19 protein-coding genes and 3 pseudogenes are annotated in these 17,723 nt (G+C 72.2%); 10 read left to right on the forward strand and 12 right to left on the reverse strand.

What is annotated here, in order from left to right; translation table 11 throughout:
* The first annotated feature begins 190 nt into the window (after positions 1-190).
* Positions 191-610: a DUF7961 family protein gene (locus P0R35_RS01385; RefSeq protein ID WP_284013471.1), complete on the forward strand. Its 420-nt coding sequence runs from the start codon at positions 191-193 to the stop codon at positions 608-610.
* Between the two features lie 33 nt (positions 611-643).
* On the forward strand, positions 644-1,261 hold the full coding sequence (locus tag P0R35_RS01390; protein ID WP_284013472.1) for an METTL5 family protein: 618 nt from the start codon (positions 644-646) through the stop codon (positions 1,259-1,261).
* 36 nt (positions 1,262-1,297) lie between these two features.
* Here the strand turns inward: P0R35_RS01390 and P0R35_RS01395 are convergent, their stop codons facing one another.
* From P0R35_RS01395 to P0R35_RS01415, 5 genes are all read right to left on the reverse strand, one after another.
* A complete protein-coding gene (locus P0R35_RS01395; protein ID WP_284013474.1) occupies positions 1,298-3,016 on the reverse strand; it encodes a rhomboid family intramembrane serine protease in 1,719 nt (572 codons plus the stop codon).
* Between the two features lie 57 nt (positions 3,017-3,073).
* Complete coding sequence (locus tag P0R35_RS01400; RefSeq protein WP_284013475.1) at positions 3,074-4,258, reverse strand: M24 family metallopeptidase; 1,185 nt, start codon at positions 4,256-4,258, stop codon at positions 3,074-3,076.
* Positions 4,259-4,282: 24 nt separating this feature from the next.
* A complete protein-coding gene (locus tag P0R35_RS16515; protein WP_321170462.1) occupies positions 4,283-4,648 on the reverse strand; it encodes an HNH endonuclease in 366 nt (121 codons plus the stop codon).
* Between the two features lie 614 nt (positions 4,649-5,262).
* On the reverse strand, positions 5,263-6,609 hold the full coding sequence (locus P0R35_RS01410; RefSeq protein WP_321170440.1) for an isochorismate synthase: 1,347 nt from the start codon (positions 6,607-6,609) through the stop codon (positions 5,263-5,265).
* 209 nt (positions 6,610-6,818) lie between these two features.
* The gene (locus P0R35_RS01415) at positions 6,819-7,421 is read right to left on the reverse strand and encodes a sulfite oxidase-like oxidoreductase (RefSeq protein ID WP_284013476.1); all 603 of its coding nucleotides are present in this window, start codon (positions 7,419-7,421) and stop codon (positions 6,819-6,821) included.
* Between the two features lie 194 nt (positions 7,422-7,615).
* Here P0R35_RS01415 and P0R35_RS01420 point away from each other — a divergent pair, with 194 nt between their 5' ends.
* From P0R35_RS01420 to P0R35_RS01430, 3 genes are all read left to right on the forward strand, one after another.
* Positions 7,616-7,831, forward strand: coding sequence for a DUF7120 family protein (locus P0R35_RS01420; RefSeq protein WP_284013477.1), 216 nt, complete (start codon positions 7,616-7,618; stop codon positions 7,829-7,831).
* Positions 7,832-7,966: 135 nt separating this feature from the next.
* Entirely contained in the window at positions 7,967-8,245 is a 279-nt protein-coding gene (locus P0R35_RS01425; RefSeq protein WP_284013478.1) for a UPF0058 family protein, read from the forward strand.
* A complete protein-coding gene (locus P0R35_RS01430) occupies positions 8,245-8,691 on the forward strand; it encodes a DUF4112 domain-containing protein (protein ID WP_284013479.1) in 447 nt (148 codons plus the stop codon). Before P0R35_RS01425 ends, P0R35_RS01430 begins: the two co-directional genes overlap by 1 nt.
* Positions 8,692-8,739: 48 nt before the next feature.
* Here the strand turns inward: P0R35_RS01430 and P0R35_RS01435 are convergent, their stop codons facing one another.
* The 3 genes and pseudogenes from P0R35_RS01435 to P0R35_RS01445 form a co-directional block, all read right to left on the reverse strand.
* Complete coding sequence (locus P0R35_RS01435; RefSeq protein ID WP_284013480.1) at positions 8,740-9,132, reverse strand: Ig-like domain-containing protein; 393 nt, start codon at positions 9,130-9,132, stop codon at positions 8,740-8,742.
* Between the two features lie 44 nt (positions 9,133-9,176).
* Positions 9,177-10,158 (reverse strand): annotated as a pseudogene (locus P0R35_RS01440) (PLP-dependent cysteine synthase family protein).
* Between the two features lie 88 nt (positions 10,159-10,246).
* Positions 10,247-10,555: a DUF5798 family protein gene (locus tag P0R35_RS01445; RefSeq protein WP_284013481.1), complete on the reverse strand. Its 309-nt coding sequence runs from the start codon at positions 10,553-10,555 to the stop codon at positions 10,247-10,249.
* Between the two features lie 498 nt (positions 10,556-11,053).
* Between P0R35_RS01445 and P0R35_RS01450 the strand changes: the two genes are divergently transcribed.
* From P0R35_RS01450 to P0R35_RS01465, 4 genes are all read left to right on the forward strand, one after another.
* Entirely contained in the window at positions 11,054-12,073 is a 1,020-nt protein-coding gene (locus P0R35_RS01450) for a hypothetical protein (protein ID WP_284013482.1), read from the forward strand.
* Between the two features lie 46 nt (positions 12,074-12,119).
* Positions 12,120-12,545, forward strand: a complete 426-nt coding sequence (locus P0R35_RS01455) for a PRC-barrel domain-containing protein (RefSeq protein WP_284013483.1) — start codon at positions 12,120-12,122, stop codon at positions 12,543-12,545.
* Positions 12,542-13,333 (forward strand): 5'/3'-nucleotidase SurE, encoded by a 792-nt coding sequence (gene surE, locus P0R35_RS01460; protein WP_284013484.1) that lies wholly within the window; start codon positions 12,542-12,544, stop codon positions 13,331-13,333. Before P0R35_RS01455 ends, surE begins: the two co-directional genes overlap by 4 nt.
* A gap of 88 nt (positions 13,334-13,421) precedes the next feature.
* Positions 13,422-13,550 carry a hypothetical protein gene (locus P0R35_RS01465; protein ID WP_284013485.1) on the forward strand — a complete coding sequence of 43 codons (129 nt, stop codon included), beginning with the start codon at positions 13,422-13,424 and terminating at the stop codon, positions 13,548-13,550.
* Between the two features lie 55 nt (positions 13,551-13,605).
* On the opposite strand, the gene P0R35_RS01470 is transcribed toward P0R35_RS01465, so the two are convergent.
* The 4 genes and pseudogenes from P0R35_RS01470 to P0R35_RS01485 all read right to left on the reverse strand — a co-directional run bounded on the left by P0R35_RS01470 (position 13,606) and on the right by P0R35_RS01485 (position 17,416).
* The gene (locus tag P0R35_RS01470; protein WP_284013486.1) at positions 13,606-14,328 is read right to left on the reverse strand and encodes a competence/damage-inducible protein A; all 723 of its coding nucleotides are present in this window, start codon (positions 14,326-14,328) and stop codon (positions 13,606-13,608) included.
* Positions 14,329-14,410: 82 nt separating this feature from the next.
* Positions 14,411-15,484 carry a DUF7973 family transport facilitator gene (locus P0R35_RS01475; RefSeq protein ID WP_284013487.1) on the reverse strand — a complete coding sequence of 358 codons (1,074 nt, stop codon included), beginning with the start codon at positions 15,482-15,484 and terminating at the stop codon, positions 14,411-14,413.
* 6 nt (positions 15,485-15,490) lie between these two features.
* Positions 15,491-17,022, reverse strand: a pseudogene (gene glpK, locus P0R35_RS01480) (glycerol kinase GlpK).
* 187 nt (positions 17,023-17,209) lie between these two features.
* Complete coding sequence (locus P0R35_RS01485) at positions 17,210-17,416, reverse strand: hypothetical protein (protein ID WP_284013488.1); 207 nt, start codon at positions 17,414-17,416, stop codon at positions 17,210-17,212.
* 9 nt (positions 17,417-17,425) lie between these two features.
* Here P0R35_RS01485 and P0R35_RS16520 point away from each other — a divergent pair.
* Positions 17,426-17,620, forward strand: a pseudogene (locus P0R35_RS16520) (Cdc6/Cdc18 family protein); the annotation flags it as partial.
* Between the last annotated feature and the right edge of the window lie 103 nt (positions 17,621-17,723).

Here is a 17,723-nt window from a genome sequence, read left to right on the forward strand (position 1 = left end):
GAGTATTCCGGGGACGCACAACCGATAGGCATGTCATGGGGGATCCGGACGTTTCGTGTCCGACACAGTGATCGCCCGACAGACACGTCGTACGACCGATCGAGGCGCGACCGGCCGGTTGCACCCGGTCGGCGGAATAACTACTGCGCATTCACAAACGCTTTTGTATTACCGCCCCGACCGGTGTGACATGAGCACACAGTCGTCCTCGCACGTCCGGCGGGCCGTCGCCACCGCCGAGCCCGTCGACGCCGAACCGGTGACGATCGACGCGGCGGCGCTGGAGTCGACCGCCCCGGGCGACCTCCGCGACCTCCGCGCCGCGCTCGCGCGGGAGGGGTACGTCCCGGCGGGGCTCCGGGTGGAGGCGGAGTTCGCGACGGACAGCTCCATCGAGACCCAACGGGAGGCCGACCGCCTCCGCTCGCTGGTGCGGGCGGCGAGCCACCTCGGCGCGGGCGAACTCGTCGTCGAGGCGGACGCGGTCGCCGACCCCGCGAAGGTGCGCCCGGCGCTGGCGGCGCTCGCCGAGCGCGCCGACCGCGAGGGCGTGTCGCTGACGGTCGCGGGCGACCGCGCGGTCGACCCGACCGCGGACGCCGGCGCCTGAGGCGGTGGCGAGCCGTCGCGCGCTCGAGGGGAGTTGGCCGTCGTCGCCGGCTTCGACGACCCCACGGCGAGCCTCGAACAGTACCCTACGCCCGCCGGCGTCGCGGCCCACGTCGTCCACCTCGCGGACCTCCGCGGCGGCGTCGCCGGCCGCACGGTCGTCGACCTGGGGGCCGGCACCGGGATGTTCGCGCTCGGGGCCGCGCTGCGCGGCGCCGCCCGCGTCGTCGGGGTCGAACTCGACGGCGGCGCGCTCGGGGTCGCCCGGGCGAACGAGCGCCGGGTCGGCGCCAGGACCGAGGTCCACTGGGTCCGCGCGGACGCGACGCGCCCGCCCCTCGCGCGCGACCGACTCGCGGCCGCCGGTCCCGTCACCGCGATCATGAACCCGCCGTTCGGCGCACAGACCGGGAACGAACACGCCGACCGAGCGTTCCTGAAGACGGTCGCCGGGCTCGCGGACGTCTCCTACTCCGTCCACAACGCCGGCAGCCGCGAGTTCGTCGAGGCGTTCGCCGCCGACGAGGGCGGCACCGTCACCGACGCGTTCGCGGCGACGCTGACGCTCGACCGGACGTACGACCACCAGACGAGCGAGTCGGCCGACGTCGACGCCGAGGTGTTCCGCATCGAGTGGCCCCGCGACGGCTGACGTCGCCGCCGGTCGGCCCGGCCGCCGCCCGCCGCCTCACTGGTTCCCGCGATAGCGCTCGCGCGTGGCGACCCGGACGCGCGTCGTCGTCGCGTTCCCCGTCGACGCGTTCCCCTCGCCCGCGAGCGCGTACACGGCGCGCCCGTCGCGGACGAACGACAGCCCGTTGGCCCGCACCGTCTCGTTCTCTGCGGGCACGGGCACCGTCGCGCGCTCGTCGTCGCCCTCGACGAGCAACTCGAAGCCGGACGCGGTCGGCACCACCGAGACGACCTTCCCCTCGATGCGCGGCTCCGCCCGCGAGGCGTTCGACAGGTGGGCGAGCCGCGTCTCGTCGTCGTACGTCAGGGTGACGCGGTACGCGGGGGCGTCGCCGCCGACGGTGGTCCAGCCGCGCCGGTCGACGCGCACCGTCTCGCGCCAGCCGACGCCGCCGACGACGACCCGCTGGGTGCCCGCGAACGCCAGCCGGCCCTTCGAGACGGCCGTCGTCCACACCCCCCGCTCGGGGTTGCGCACCACCACCCCCGAGGTGTTCACCGTCGTCGACTCGCCGAACGCCTCGAACTCGACGACCGACACCATCCCGTTCTCGACCCCCTCGGCGTACGTGACCGAGTAGCCGCGCACCTCCACCGGGTCGCCCGGGAGCGGTTCGTCGTTCACCGCGACGAGGTTCACCACCACCGCAGGCCCCGACAGCACCGCCAACACGACGAGCAACACCGCCACCGAGCCCCGGCGCGGCGTGAGCGCCCGGAGCGCCTCGCGCACGGAGTCGGCGGGCGGGGCGTCCCGCCCGACCGCCAGCGCCGCCACGAGCACCGCCGCCAGCGCGACGAGCGCGAGGCCGACGCCCCGGTACAGCACGTACGACTCGCCGCCGCGGTACCAGTACACCGCCCACAGCGACTGCTCCACGCCGACGAGCAGCGCCCCGAGCGCGAGGCGTCGCGGCGGCGGCAGGTCGTCGCCGCGGGCGGCCGCGAGCCACGCCGCCAACAGGACGCCGACGAGCAGCCCCAGCGCGTGCCCCTGGATCGCGATGTCGGCCCACCACGGCGTGACGTAGGCGGGGCGACCGCTCGCCTCGAGCACCGGCGTCGAGAGCGCGCGGTACGTCGTCGAGACGAGCCCGGCGCCCGACAGCGCGACCACCGTCCCCAGCGGGTAGTAGACGAGCGCCGCGCCGACGAACGCGAACACGACGCCGGAGAAGCCGATGACCGGCCCGAGCGCGAACGCGCCGGAGACGAGCCCCACCGCGAGCACCGCGCCCGGGAACAGCACGAACGCCCGGGCGAAGGGGTTGTTCGCGAGCGCGCCGAGCCGGGAGCCGTCCCTGCCGGGGCCGAACGACGAGGCGCCGCGCCGGCGGGGGTAGTGGCCGACGGCGTACTCGACCAGCGGGGCGACCGCGAGCGTCCCGAACAGGTTCCCGAGCAGGTGGCCGGGGCCCGCGTGGGCGAACGGGGAGACGACGACGCCCAGCGGCGCGAGGTACGACCACGCGCGGAACGGCACGACGACCGGGCCGTTCCAGTGGGTCCACCCCCCCTGCACGAACAGGTACACCGCGAGGACGAACGCGACCGCCGTGAGCGTCCCCCACGGGACGCCGAGCAACAGGCGACGGCGGAGCACGACCCGGCGGTCGGTCCCCGCCAGCCGCTCCAGCGCGACCACGAGAACCAGCGTGAGGGCCACGGCGACGACGACCGCCACCCGGGAGCCGACCACGACCGGGGAGTTCACACCGGGGCTCCGGACCCCCCGTACTTCACGGTGCCGCTCGCACGGGGCGTGTCGCCGTCACTCGGGCAGCGTCCGCAGGTCGGTCTGTGGCGGGACGACCCACTCCGTCCCCGACGCCGTGACCCGGACCAGCTCCTCCTGCCCGACGTACCCCCACTCGGTGGCGACGCCAAGCTCCATCGTGTACACCTCGCCCGCGCGGACCGCGTGGCGGGGCGCCTCGCCGTAGCGCTCCCACTCGGGGCCGAGGAGGGTGCCGCCGTCGTGGGCCGCGCGCCCGACCTGGTGGCCGAACGCGTGTTCGAAGGCGGGCCACCCCCGGGCGGTCAACTCCTCGCGGGCGGCGGCGTCGACCTCGTGGCCGACCGCGCCCGCGTCGAGCGCGTCGTGACCGGCGTCGATGGCGGCGCGCACGTCGCGGAACGCCGCCCGCAGGCCGTCGCTCGCCTCCCCCCTGACCCACAGCCGCTGGATGTCCGAGGCGTAGCCGTCGCGCCGGATCCCGAAGTCGACGTGGAGCAGTTGCCCCTCGTCGACGGTGTGGTCGGCGGGGAGGGTGTGGCCCACCTCGCGGTCGCCCATGTGGATCGTCGGGCAGTAGTCCCACGCCCACGCCGAGTCGAGGCCGCGCTCGGCCATGCGCTCGTGGAGGAAGTCGGCGAACTCGCGTTCGGTCGTGTCGGGCGTCCACGTCGCCGTCGCCGTCTGTAACAGCTCCTCCGTCTCCTCGGCGGCGGCGCGGATCCGCTCGTACTCGGTGTCGGATTTGATCCCGCGGAGCCGCCGGATCAGGTCGCTCGCGGGGACGAACTCGCGCTCGGGGAGGTAGTCGCGCAGTTGGAGGAACAGGCCGTGCGAGAGGCCGTCGGCGACGACGTCGTCGCGGTCGTAGTTGAGGGCGACGCGGTCGGCCCCGACGTCGTCGAGCACCTCCCGGAGCGGCCCGGCGATCGACTCGTCGTACGGGTGGACGTCGTGGACGCCGAGGTCGCGGGCGGTCGGCGCGTCGTGGCGCCCGAGCACGACCGCCGCCGTGTCGGGGCCGACGACGACGGCGGTGGGCCACACCACGTCGAACCCGAGCAGGTACGGGAAACACGGCTCCGGGCTCACGTCCGTCTCGCGGCCGACCGACAGCCACGCGTCGACGTCGTCGCTGGCGGCCACCGCCGCCCGTGCGGCGTCGACCTTCTCCGCGACGACCGCCGCGTCCACTCCCTCGACCTCGCCTGCGTCGCTCATGGACGTGGCTCAAAGGCGGGGGTGTTAGTCGTTACTCGAGGAGGGGGTGCACGATTCTGGGCCGAGAATTAGGTCGACGATGTCCTTTGTGTAGGTCTCGACGCGACGATGGCAGGCGGCACAGAGCGTAATCAGATTCCACGGCTCGCTAGTTCCGCCGGCAAGCACTGGTACGATGTGATGCACGTGAAGCGCACGACCATCGTCGGCTCCTTGCTCGGAACCACACATCTTGCACTCGTCTTCACGTTCACTGCTCCGGATCCGATCCCAACTCGTCGACCCAGTGAGGTTGCGGAGCGTGTTTGCTACGTCCGAGAACCCACCTTCCCAAGTGAAACTTCCCTCACCACGACGCTCCTCGGCGTAGACATCCCCCTTGCACTCCATTGAGCAGAACCGTGTCGAATCGACCTTCGCTTTCCTGACTTCGTACGTTCCACCACACCCGTCACAAACTACGGTTGCCAGGCCTCCTTCCCACCGTGGACTGTTCGGTCCAGAGTATTCTTCCTCAAACGCTTCGTGCTGACACTCACGCGAACAGAACCGTGTGGTGTCTATTTCGGCCGCTTTTATTGAGTATTTATCTCCACAGTTCTGGCACGTGACTGTTTGGCGGTGGTGTTCATTCTGGTACTCTGTTTGGCACGCGGACGAGCAGAACCGTGCAGTATCAAGACGCCTCGGTTTGACCTGAAACGTCTCTTGACACCACTCACACGTCACATTCGGCTTGATCGACGTCCCGTGAGTGACCTTGTGGTGGATCTTCACCCCGCGGAGTGATGCAAACTCATCCCCACACGTCGGACAGGTCGACTCGTCAGCCGACGTTTCCGTCGTCTCGAAATCGTCCAGTCTGTTCTGACCCACTTCTTACCATATTGTCGAGATCACAACAAGAGTGTTTCGCGGACGTGGGTTCCGAATTCGGGCTACGGCAGTATTAGCAGAAATCAACTGATCTGGACGGATGGGTTGGAGGGATCCGAAAATGTCGGTTACTCCCGCTCCAACTCGTCCATGATCGGGCGCACCTTCGGTTGGAGTTCGTCCCACTCGTCGTCGGGGTCGGAGTCGCCGACGATGCCGTTGCCGGCGAACAGCGTCGCCTCCCGGCCGCCGGCGACGCCCGAGCGGATGCCGACCGCGAACTCCCCGTCGCCGGCGGCGTCGAACCAGCCGACTGGCGAGGCGTACCAGCCGCGGTCCCACGTCTCGGTGTCGCGGATCGTCGCCAGCGCCGCCTCGAGCGGGAGCCCGCCGACCGCGGGCGTGGGGTGCAGCGCCTCGACGAGTTCGAGCACGTGGGTGTCCCCGTCGAGGACGGCGTTGATCGGCGTCTTGAGGTGCTGGATGTTGGTGAGCTTCCGGATCCCCTGCTCGCCCTCGCCGACCGTGCCGAAGGCGGCCAACTGATCGCAGATGGTGTCGACGACGAGCCGCTGTTCGTGTTGGAGCTTCTCGGAGTCGAGCAGCGCGCGGGCGTACTCGTCGTCGGCCTCGGGGGTGTCGCCGCGGGGCATCGACCCCGCCAGCGCCTCCGTCTGGACGACCTCGCCCTCGCGGCGGACGAGCCGCTCGGGGGGCGGGCCGAAGAACCCCTCGCCGTCGGTCGGCTGGACGAGGAAGCGGTAGCACTCGGGGTAGGTGCGGCGCAGGCGCCCCAGCGTGTCCGGGATGTCCACGTCGCTCGCGAGGTCGACGCGCAGCGCCGTCGCCAGCACCGCCTTCCGGAGGGCGCCCGCGCGGATGCGGTCGACGACGCTCGCGACCTGCGCGGTCCACGCCGCGCGGTCGACGAGCCACTCGGTGTCGACGACGCCCGGCTTCTCGCCGCGCGGGCGCATCATCGGCAGGTCGTCGAGGCGGTCGCGGGCGTCCGCGAGCGCGTCGGCCGCGTCCGCGGCGTCGGCGTCGGGGCCGTAGCGGTTCACCGTGAGGTACGTCCCCCGTCGGCGCGGGTGGCTGGATCGCCGGCAGGACGAACAGCGCGGGCGGGAACCCCTCCCACACGCCCGCGGCGTCGTGGTCGGGGTCGAACGCGACGCCGCCGAACACGCGGGGGCGCGTCGCCGGCGGCCCTCGTGGTCGACGCGGTCGAACAGCGTCGCGGCGTCCGCGCGGAGGTCGTCGAAGCGGTCGGGACCGTCGGCGACGAGCCGGGCGGCCGCGCCGCCGCCGGCGACCTCCAACCCCTCCGGGGTGGACCAGTGGACGCGGTGGCGGTCGCCCGCCGCGAGGAACGATCCGAAGGAGATGTCGGGGACCTCGCAACTGCGACTCACGAGCGCCGCGTCGGCGTCGGAGAGCGGCACCGCCCGCGCGTCGCCGTCCGGCGGGTTCATTGGCCACGGTTGGGGCGCGCCGCTCTTTACCCCGTTGGTTCCGGGAGCCCCGACCGGGGTCGGCGCGCGGTCGGTCGGCGGGTCGAGACGGTCGGCGCCCGCCGCTCCTCCGAGGCCTCGCTCGCGTCGCTCGGTCGACTTGGGCGGCTCGGCCCTTCGGACCTCGCCGCCGCCCCCGAGGCCTCGCTCGCGTCGCTCGCTCGGCCTCGCTAGCTGTACCGCTCCTCGTTCCACGGGTTCGCGGTGTCGGAGTACCCCCGCTTCTCCCAGTACCCCCGCTCGGGCTCGGTGAGGAACTCGACGCCGGTCACCCACTTCGCCCCCTTGTACGCGTACTTGTGGGGGGTGACGACGCGGAGCGGCCCGCCGTGGTCGTCGGGCAGTCGCTCGCCGTCGTAGTCGTACGCGAACAGCACCTCCTCGCGGTCGCACGCCGCGAGCGGGAGGTCGGTCGTGTAGCCGTCGAGCGCGTGGAACATGACCCACTCCGCGTCGTCGCGGACGCCGGCGAGTTCGGCCAACCGGGGGAAGGTGACGCCCGTGAACTCGCAGTCGAACTTCGACCAGCCCGTGACGCAGTGGAAGTCCTGTCGCTGCGTCTCGGCGGGCAGGTCGCGGAACTCGTCGTAGTCGAACGCCAGCGACTCGTCGACGGCGCCCCACACCTCGAACGTCCAGTCGTCGCGGTGCCAGTCCGGCGTGCCCGACTTCGAGAGCACCGGGAAGCGGTCGGTCTTCCGCTGGCCCGGCGGCAGGCGGTCGTCGGAGAACTCCTCGTAGAGGTCCGTGTGGTCGGTGACCTCGCTGCTCATGTGGACACGAGCGCCCGGGCCGACCTGAGACTGTCGGCTCGCGTCCGCCGCGGTCGCGCCGCCGACGCTTCCGTGTTCCCAAAACTTCGATTATTCGACCGGAAACTGAACCGAGCCGAACCCGAAGTAGGGTTTACATTGTCGCAAGCATCCCCCGCTGGTTTTAAATAGCACGTCCGTCAAGCCCCGCGTAGATGCCGAAAGTCGAGATCACGGTCCCGGAGCACCTCGAGATGCAGATCGCCCAGATGGTCGAGCAGGGTGAGTTCGTCACGCGCGACGAGGCGATCGAGGAGCTGATCTCCACCGGGATGAAGGCGTACAAGACGAGCGGTCCGCAAGACAGCGACACGGAGCCGGGGTTCGAGGACGACGGGATGATGGGCCACGAGGACGAGTACGTCTTCTGACCCGACCTCCGGTCCACCGACGCGCCACGGCACCCCGTCCGGCTGCTGTCGTCCGCTTCCCGCCGATTTCGTCGGTCCAGCCGTGTGACGCCGCCACGAACAACGCTTAACTCGGACAGCGGCCAACGCACGTTCATGCACAAGGACGAACTCCTCGAACTCCACGAGCAGATGGTGACGATCATGGAGCACTTCTCGGCCCGCGAAGAGGTCGACGAGGCGTTGTTCGAGCCGTACCACGAGCTGAGCGTCGACCCCTCCCACGTCCACAAGTCCAAGAGCGAGCACAAACACGCCGTGTTCGTCCTCGGCAACGCCCTCGCGACCGCCATGTCCGAGGACGAGTTCTCCAACGCCGGCCGGGTCGGCAAGCGCATGGCGGAGCTGGCCGACGACGCCGAGTCCAAGCTCTGATGCCGTTCGACCCCCGGGACCGTCCAACCGCCCGCAGCGACGCGGCCGTTCGCGCCGACGGCGGCGTCGCTCTCCGGGACGTTCCGGCCGAGCGCCTCGTCGGTGACGCCGCCGCGGCGCGACGGCTCCGCCGCGCGCGCCGTGTCGGCACCCTCCTCGACGACTCGATCGCGGTTCCGTTCGTCCCCTACCGGATCGGCCTCGACGCCGTCGCCGGACTGGTCCCCGTGGTCGGCGACGCGGTCGGGTCGATCGTCGCGCTGTTCGTGGTCTGGCAGGCGTTCCGCCTCGGCGCCCGCAAGCGGACGCTCGCCAGGATGCTGCTGTTCGTCGCCCTCGACTACCTCCTCGGGCTGGTGCCGCTCGTCGGCGACGTCCTCGACGCGACGCTGAAGCTCAACCTCCGGAACGTCCGCGCGCTCGAACGCGACCTCGCGCGACGCTGACCCGGCCCGCGCCCCGGCTCGCGTCGGCGACTCCTCGCGCGTCGCCGGTCACGCCGTCGAACAATCGCGCTCCACGCGGAGCCGACCGTCGGCGGTCACGGTCACGCCGACCGCGAGCGACGCGCAGTCGCCGGGGTCCCACTCCAGTTCGACGGCGTCGGCCGCCGTCTCGACGGCGAGGGTGTACGGACCGTCCGCGAGCCCGCCGGCGTAGAAGCTCGGTCCGTCCGACCGGCCGGGGGGTACGGGCGACTCGAACTCCTCCACGACGGTTCCCCCGCCGTCCGTAAGCGAGAGCCGCACCGTGTACTCCGTGTCGGCCTCGGTCCGGAACGTCACGTCGACCTCGCCGGTCGGGCGCTCGGTGACTGTCGGGCTCGAACACCCGGCCACCGCCGCCGTCGCCGCCGCCACAGCCCCGAGTGCTTCGCGTCGGTTCACGGCCTCCCTGCGGGGCCCCGGACGATGAGCGTTCCCCACGCCGGTCAGCCCTGCCACTCCGCGAAGTCGCGGTACACGCCCTTCGAGAGGTAGCGCTCGCTGGAGTCGCAAAACACCGTGACGACCGTGTCGTGGGGCGCCTCGACGCTGCCGTCGCGGATCTCCTCGGCCACCTCGATCGCCGCCAGCGAGTTGGCGGCCGCGCTGGAGGCGACCAACTGCCCCTCCTCGCGGGCGAGTCGGGCCATCTCCCCGTGGATCGCCCGGTCGGAGAACGTCTTGAGGTCGTCGAGCTTCTCGGGGTCGACCAGCTCGTTCGTCGACACGTCGTGGGTGCCGATCCCCTCGGTCTTGTACTCGCCCTCCGTCGTCTCCTCGCCGAACAGGTCGCCGTACGTCGACCCCGCCGGCTGAACGCCGACGATCCGGGCGTCGCTCCCCTGTTCGCGGGCGTAGTCGGCCATCCCCATCAGCGTCCCGCCGGTGCCCATGCCGGCGACGATAGCGCCCACCTCGCCGTCGAGGGCGTCGAACACCTCCGGCGCGGTCGTCGCGTAGTGCGACTCGGCGTTCAGCGGGTTCCGGAACTGCTGGGGGACGACCGCCCCGTCGAGCTCCTCCGCGAGCTCGTGGGCGCGCTCGATGGCGCGGCCCATGCCGTCCTCGCTGGGGGTGTTGACGACCTCCGCGCCGAGCGCGCGCATGAGCTGCTGTTTCTCGACGCTGAAGCGCTCGGGCACGACGAACACGGCGTTCACGTCGAGTTGGCCGGCCGCCACCGCGAAGCCGATGCCCGTGTTGCCCGCGGTCGGCTCGATGACGGTTCCCCCCCGGGGAGACGGTCCCCTCCTCGAGCATCCGTTCGAGCATGTGCTTCCCGATGCGGTCCTTGACGGAGGCGCCGGGGTTGAACGTCTCAAGCTTCGCGTACACGGGGACCTCGTCCGGCGAGGCGTGGACCCGGACGAGCGGGGTCTCCCCGATCGTCTCCAACACGGAGTCGAGGGGTTCGCGGTGGGTGGTCATACGCTCGCAACTCTTGCCGAGGGACACGTATCTTTCTATCGCGGGAGGGGCGGAGGGCGGACCCCCGCCACGGCCCGCCGGGGCCGCCTCAGGCGGCGTCCGTCGGAGTGTCGGCGTCGGCCCCGCCGGGCTCGTCGTCCCCCGCGTCGTCCGCGTCGGCGAGGTCGAGGTCGGCCACGACCGCGTCGACGTCGACGCCCTGCCGTTCGGCGAGCGCCTCGATCACCGCGCGCTGGCGGGCGGTCTCGCGTTCGAGCGCCCCGACCCGCGCCTCGGTCGTCTCGACGGATTCCTGCATGGCCTCCACCTGCTCGCGGATCTCGTTGACCTTCGCGTACAGCTTCTCGGCCATGTCGGCGACCGTCTGGAGCTTCTTCGCCGTGCTTCCGAGTCCCATGCCCGATCCGTGGACGCCGCGGCCCCCTGTGCGTTGCGGTCCGCGGCGGCGGTCACCCGGGGATTTACGCCGCCGCCGCCGTAGCGCCGGTCGTGTTCAGACGGACCCTCCTCGCGGCCGGCGCGACGGCGCTCGCCGGCTGCGGCCTCGCACCCGCCCCGCCCGCGACCGACGGCTTCCCCGAGACGTTCCCGAACGCGTTCTTCTCGTTCGCGTGGGACGGCGACGGCTCCGCCTACGAGGTGACGTTCGACCGCGGGAACCGGCTCACGGCCGCCAACACCGGCGCGCTCGCCGTGGTCGTGGCGACCGACGACGACGAGACGGAGACGCTGTGGGCCGGCGAGCCACCCCGCCGCGGCGCCGAGGACGCGCCCGCCCCCGCGCCGCGTTCCCGCTCGCGCCCGGCGCGACCCTGCGGGTCCCGGTCGACCGCCCCGGCGACGTCCGGGTCGTGTGGACCGCGCCGGACGGCGGCACGAGCCGGGCGCTCGCGCAGTGGGACCGGGACCAGCAGCCGACGGCGACCGCGACCGCCGCGTCGACGGGGGCGCCGTGAACCGCCGCGGCTTCCTCGCCGGCCTCGGCGCGGCCGCGGCCGGCGCCGTCGGCTACGGGGGCCTCCGCGTCGCCGACCTCCGCCCGTACGACCCCGACGCGCCCGCGGACCGACTCGCCGCCGACGCGACGCCGCGCGAGCGCGTCCTCGCGGCGATCCGGCACCTGTTCGCGGCCGACCACCGCGCGGTCACGCGCGTGCGGGTGCTCGACGACTGGACCGGCGACGCCCCCTACCGGCTCACGCGCCACCGCGAACTGCACGAGCACTCGCGCAGACGGCACACCCACGCGCTCACCACGTTCGGGAACGGGATGGTGCTCGCGGACCGCGAGCCCGACGGGGTCGACCCGCGGACGGCGTGTCCGTACGCGACCATCGACGCGGTGCTCCACTTCTCGGACGCCGTGCTCGCCGACCCCGAGACCCTCCCCGAGCGGTTCGTGTTCCACGTCGACGACGGGACGCTGGCGGTCGACCGCGACGCGCCGGCACAGGCCGTCGGCGAGCCGGTGACCGTCGACGGCGGCTACGCGGGCCGGACGCCGGTCCGCGACTACCCCCGGGTCATGTTCGGCGAGCCGATCCGCCCGCACCGCGCGACGTGGCGCGAACACGACCGGACCGGGCGGACGGTCACCTACGAACTGTCTGGCCCGGACGCGTACGCCCGGGCGGTGCCGCTGTACTCCCCCGGCGGGATCGACCTCCGCGAGGGGTCGCGCCTCCGCGCGACGCTCGACCGGGAGACGGGGCGGCTCCGCCGGGTCGTCGACCGGCGGGTGCTGGACGCGGACGTCGGCGTCGAGGAGCGGGACGTGCGCTCGGTCGAGCTACGGCTGGAGACGGCGTTCGACCGGTACGGCGAGGCGACGGCGCCGCGCCCGCGGGGGTCGTTCGGCGGCGTCGACGCCCGCGACCGACTCGCCGGCCTCCTGAACGACCTCTCGACGTACTGACGCGCTCGGACAAGGTTAAGTGACAGCCGCCGAAGCGTTCGACAGCATGGCATCCGATCCCGCACCCGTGACCGACCTCGCGAGCAAGGCGGTGTTCACGGCGGACGGCGCGCGCGTCGGCCGGGTGACCGACGTGATCGTCGACTTGGAGGCGGAGACGCCCGTCGCGCTGGCGGTGGGCGACGTGGCCGAGCGCACCGTCGGCGGCCTCCCCGCCGCGGCCGCCGGGGTCCGGGTGCCGTTCCGGCTCGTGGGCGGGATCGGCGACGTGATCGTCCTCCGGACCGCCGCCCACGAGGCCCCCTCCCGCTCCCCGGCGGCGGGGACGGGGAGCCGACGGGCGCCGAGGGCGACGGGGCGGCAGGCGACGGCGGAGCCGACGGCGACGGCGACCCGATCGTCTGACCCCGGCGCGCTGGCGGGCGGTCGAGCGGCGGGCTTTTGGCGACCCCGACCGAGCCGTGACCAATGAGCACGAGCCACGCCCCGCGGTTCCTCCTCACGAACGACGACGGCATCGACAGCCCCGGCTTCCGGGCGCTGTACGACGCGCTCTCGGAGCTGGGCGAGGTGGTCGCGGTCGCCCCCGCGGACGACCAGTCGGCGGTCGGGCGCAAGCTCTCGGGCCGCGTCGAGGTCCGCGAACACGAGTTGGGGTACGCCATCGTCGGGACGCCGGCCGACTGCGCCATCGCCGGGCTGGAGTCGCTGTGCCCCGACGTCGACATGGTCGTCGCGGGCTGCAACAAGGGGGCCAACATCGGGGCGTACGTCCTCGGGCGCTCGGGCACCGTCTCCGCGGCCGTCGAGGCGGCGTTCTTCGGCGTGCCCGCGATGGCGGTGTCGCTGTACGTCCCCGGCGGCAGCGGCGACGACTGGCGGAGCAAGGCGAGCGACCCCGACGACTACCGGGAGGCGGCCGCCGCGGCGCGCTACCTCGCCGACCACGCCGAGGACGCCGGCGTGTTCGAGCGGGCGGACTACCTGAACGTGAACGCGCCGTGGAGCGAGGAGGGCGGCCCGACCGGGATGGAGGTCACCCGCCCGTCGACGCTGTACGACATGACCGCCGAGCGCGACGGCGACCACGTCGACCTCGTCGACCGCACGTGGGACCGGATGTTGACGGGCGACATCCCGGACCCCGTCGGCACCGACCGCCGCGCCGTCGTCGAGGGGCGGGTGTCCGTGTCGCCGCTGACGGCGCCCCACACCGTCCGCCACCACGACGCGCTCGACGGGCTGGCGGCCGACTACTGAGCCCCGCGCGCCGCGGGGTCGCGACCGGGCCCTCCTCGGGCCACCCGCGATATACACGTTTATACGCCGGTCGGTCCCAGCGTCGTACATGAACACGCTTCCGCTCGTCGCCGAGTCCGGCTCGGGGGTCGCGCTGCCCACGACGCTCGCCGCGTCGGTCGTCCTGATCGCGAGTCTCCTCCTCGTCGTCGGCTGGCTGGCGTACCTCTACCGCTGAGCGTCGCGGTCGCTTCTCCCGGCCGTCCACCGTCGGCGACCGCGTCGACGGGCGGTCAGTCCTCGCCGTCGGTGCGGTCGGCCGCCGCGCCGTCCAACGGGTCGACCCGTTCGCGGAGCCACGCCGCCGCCGCCTCGACGCGCTCCTCGTCGGTGCCGGTGAACTTCACGCGGACGTGGTCGCCGGGGTACGAGCCGACGGTCACGTCGAAGCGCTCGCGCACCGCCGCCAGCCGGTCGAGCAGCGTCGACTCCGGCTCGGGCGTCTCGACGGTGGCGACGAACGGCGCCGCGCCCGCGAACTCGTCGGCCACGGACGCGAACATCGCCCGCATCTCGGCGGGGACGCCCGGGAACACGTACACGCTGTCGATCACACAGCCCGGGGCGACGCCCTCCGGGTTGTTGATGACGCGGGCGCCGGCCGGGAGGTGGGTGGTGCCCTCGGTGAGGTCGTCGGCCGCGTAGCCGCCGTGCTCGGTGAGGTAGTCGAGCGCCGCCCCGTTGGCGACGAGGTCGACGCCGGCGGCGGCGGCGACCCCGTCCATCGTCACGTCGTCGTGCGTGGGGCCGACGCCGCCGGTGACGAGCACCGCGTCGTAGGCGTCGCGGTACTCGCCGACGACGGCGGCGATGTCGTCGACGCGGTCCGGGACGGTCGTGACGCGCTCGACGGCGACGCCGCGGGCGGTCAACTGGTCGGCGAGCCACGAGGCGTTCGTGTTGACGGTGTCGCCGGCGAGGAGTTCGTCCCCGACGGTGACGAGCGCGACCTGCATGTGCGTGTGGGAGGCGGGTCGCGCGAATAAAGGCGGTGGCGGGCCGGGAGGTGCCGGTCCGCGGGCGGCCGCGGCCGCCGGCTCAGAGGTAGCCGGCGTTCGGCAGCACGCCCAGCACCGACAGCACCACGACGACGAGCATCGCGAGCGCGATGGCCATCGCCGGCGGGTCGACGTGGGTGCCCGAGTGGGAGTACATGATCCGCTGGGTCACCTCGCCCAGCAGGCCGGCGACGATGCCGAAGGCGCCGGCCGCCAGCAGCGCGACGACGCTCCCGGCGACCGGGGCGACGACGACCGCGCCGACGGCGCCGATGAGCGTAATGTGGTGGGTGACGGGGATCTTCTCGACGCCGAGGTTGAGGAACAACAGGCTGATCGCCGAGATGGCGTAGCCGAGGAAGATGCTCCCCGTCTGGATCCAGATGTAGCCGCCGAGGATCCCCCCGACGACGCCGATGGTGGCGACGCCGGCCCACTTGTACTGGTGGGGGAGCCACGGCTCGGTCGCGAGGCGGTTCGGGTACAGGTCATCGACCGTGCCGCCGTCGGCGGCGGTGGCCTGCTCCTCGCGCTCGAACGGGCTCATGTCGAGGAGGCTGCCGCCGGCCGGCCGCCCGACGAGCGGGTAGTCGAACACCAGCCGCGCGATGAGCGCGGTGAGGACGACCGACAGGGCGATCGTGTCCGTCGGCGTCCCGATGGCGGCGCCGACCTGGTTGATCAGCATCCCGAGGACGCCGAACACCGCCCCGACCGCGAGGATGTCGCGCTGGGTGCCGAACGCGTACAGGATGTTCTTCCCGAAGTGGTAGTCCCACCCCTCGGGGGTCATCTCGGGGTACTTCTTGCCCGCGTACGCGGTGGCCGCCACCCCGCCCGCGAACGCGATGTGGGGGCCGGTGACCGCGCCGAAGCCGATCACGCCGGTGACGCCGACGGCGAGTTCAGCGTCCAGCGCGGGAACCGCCGCGACCTCCCGCTGGAGGATCGCGAGTCCCTCGCCGAGGAACACGACGAACCCCGTGAAGATGAACGCCGGCAGGGCGCCGATGGCCGCGCCGAACGCGCCGCCGGCCAGCGCCGTGATGAACAGGAGGAGGAACGCCTCCCACTCCATACCGAGGAGCGGAACCTGCAGTATCAGGTCGTTCATGCACGATCAATCCTCCTTGGCCCAGTTCCGCGAGCGTTCGACGGCGTCACCCCACCGGTCGTACATCCGGTCCACCTCGCCGGCGTCCGCCTCCGGCGTGAACTCGCGGTCGATCTGCCAGTTCTCGCGCAGGTCGTCGGTCGAATCCCAGTAGCCGACCGCGAGGCCGGCGGCGTACGCCGACCCGAGCGCGGTCGTCTCGTCGACCTGCGGGCGGGCGATCTCCGTCTGGAGGATGTCCGACTGGAGCTGGCACAGGAAGTTGTTCTTCACCGCGCCGCCGTCGACGCGGAGGCTCTTCGTCTCCACGCCGGAGTCGGCCTCCATCGCCTCGGCCACGTCGCGGGTCTGGTAGGCGATCGCCTCCAGCGTCGCCCGGACGATGTGTGCCTTCCGCGTGCCGCGGGTCATGCCGACGATGGTGCCGCGGGCGCGCCGTCCCAGTGGGGCGCGCCGAGGCCGGTGAACGCCGGCACCATGTACACGCCGTCGGTCGAGTCGACCGACCGCGCGAGTTCGGCCGTCTGGGCCGCGTTGTTGATGAGGTCGACGTCCTCCAGCCACTCGATGGCGGCGCCGGTGATGAAGATCGACCCCTCCAGCGCGTACTGGACGGGCTCGCCCGACAGCTGGAAGCCGATCGTCGTGAGCAGGCCGTGGTCGGACTCGACGGCCTCGGTCCCGGTGTTCATCAGGTAGAACGAGCCGGTGCCGTACGTGTTCTTCGCGTCGCCGGTGTCGAAGCAGGTCTGGCCGAACAGCGCCGCCTGCTGGTCGCCGAGCGCGCCGGCGACGGGCACCTCGGCGCCGAGGAAGCCGTCGGCGTCGGTCGTCCCGTAGTACGCCTCGTCCGAGGAGGGGCGCACCTCCGGCAGCATCGAGCGCGGCACGCCGAACTCCTCGAGCAGCTCGTCGTCCCACTCGAGGTCGCGGATGTTGTACAGCATCGTCCGCGAGGCGTTCGAGACGTCCGTGATGTGGTTGCCGGTGAGGTTGTAGATGAGCCACGTGTCGATGGTGCCCATCAGCAGTTCGCCCGCCTCGGCACGGTCGCGGACGTTCTCGCCGCGGGAGGCCTGCAGCTTCAGCGGCTCGGCGTTGTCGAGGATCCACTCGGTCTTCGTCGCCGAGAAGTACGCGTCCGCCTCCAGCCCGGTCTTGCCGCGGATCCACTCGACTTTGTCCTCGGCCTGCAGTTCCTCGACGCGGTCGGTCGTCCGCCGGTCCTGCCACACGAGCGCGTTGTGGACGGGGCGGCCGGACTCGGCGTCCCACACGATCGTCGTCTCGCGCTGGTTCGTGATCCCGATCGCCTCGAGCTGTGTCGGGTCGAGGTCCTCGGCCGCGAGCGCGTCGGTGACGACCTGCTGGGTGTTCTCCCAGATCTCCGTCGGGTCGTGCTCGACCCACCCGGGCTTCGGATAGATCTGTTCGTGCTTCTCGTAGGCGTTGGCGACGACCTCTCCGGCGTGGTCGAACACCATGAACCGCGTGCCCGTCGTTCCCTGATCGATAGCGCCGACGTAGGTTTCTGCCATGTCGTGTGTCCTCCGTGTCGAGCCCCGGTCGGTCGGAACTCCGTGACGGAAAACATTATAGTGAAAGATTATAAACGTTATCGACAATAGCCTACCAGTAGTAAACAACCGATCCCGGCCGTCTCCGGTCGCTCGCCGCGGGCCGTCGGCGCGACGGCACGGGACCACACCGATCACCACCCCCGCCTCACAAGCGGCGAACCGCACACCGAGCGGCCGACCCGGCGGACGGTCGGCCGGCGACCAGACAATGGACATCGACGACCGCATCGCGCGCCGTCGCCACACGGGCGACCGTCGCCGACTCGTACTGGACGAGGCCCCGCTCAGCCCCGTCGACCATCTCGACGAACCGATCGGTCGCGGGGCGCTCGTCGAGCGGCTGCTCGACCACCTCGACCCCGTGTTCGACGGCACGACGCCGCCGAACGCCTACCTCCGCGGGCCCGGCGGGACGGGGAAGTCCGCGGTCACGGTCGCGCTCGTCGACCGGCTGGCGGGGTCGCTCTCGCGGCCCAGCGACGCGCTGTACACGACGACGCGGGGCGGGAGCGTCCCCGACGTCTCGTTCGTGCGGGTGGACCTCCGCGGCGCCGACTCGGCGTTCGAGTTCGCCCACGCCGTCCTCGACGGACTGGTCCCGGAGTCGGTGCCCCGCAGCGGCGTCGGCACCGACGAGCCCACGAGCGCCTCCGGCGACG

Origin of the sequence: Halobaculum litoreum (genome assembly GCF_030127125.1) — an archaeon.
In the GTDB taxonomy this organism is placed as follows: domain Archaea; phylum Halobacteriota; class Halobacteria; order Halobacteriales; family Haloferacaceae; genus Halobaculum; species Halobaculum litoreum.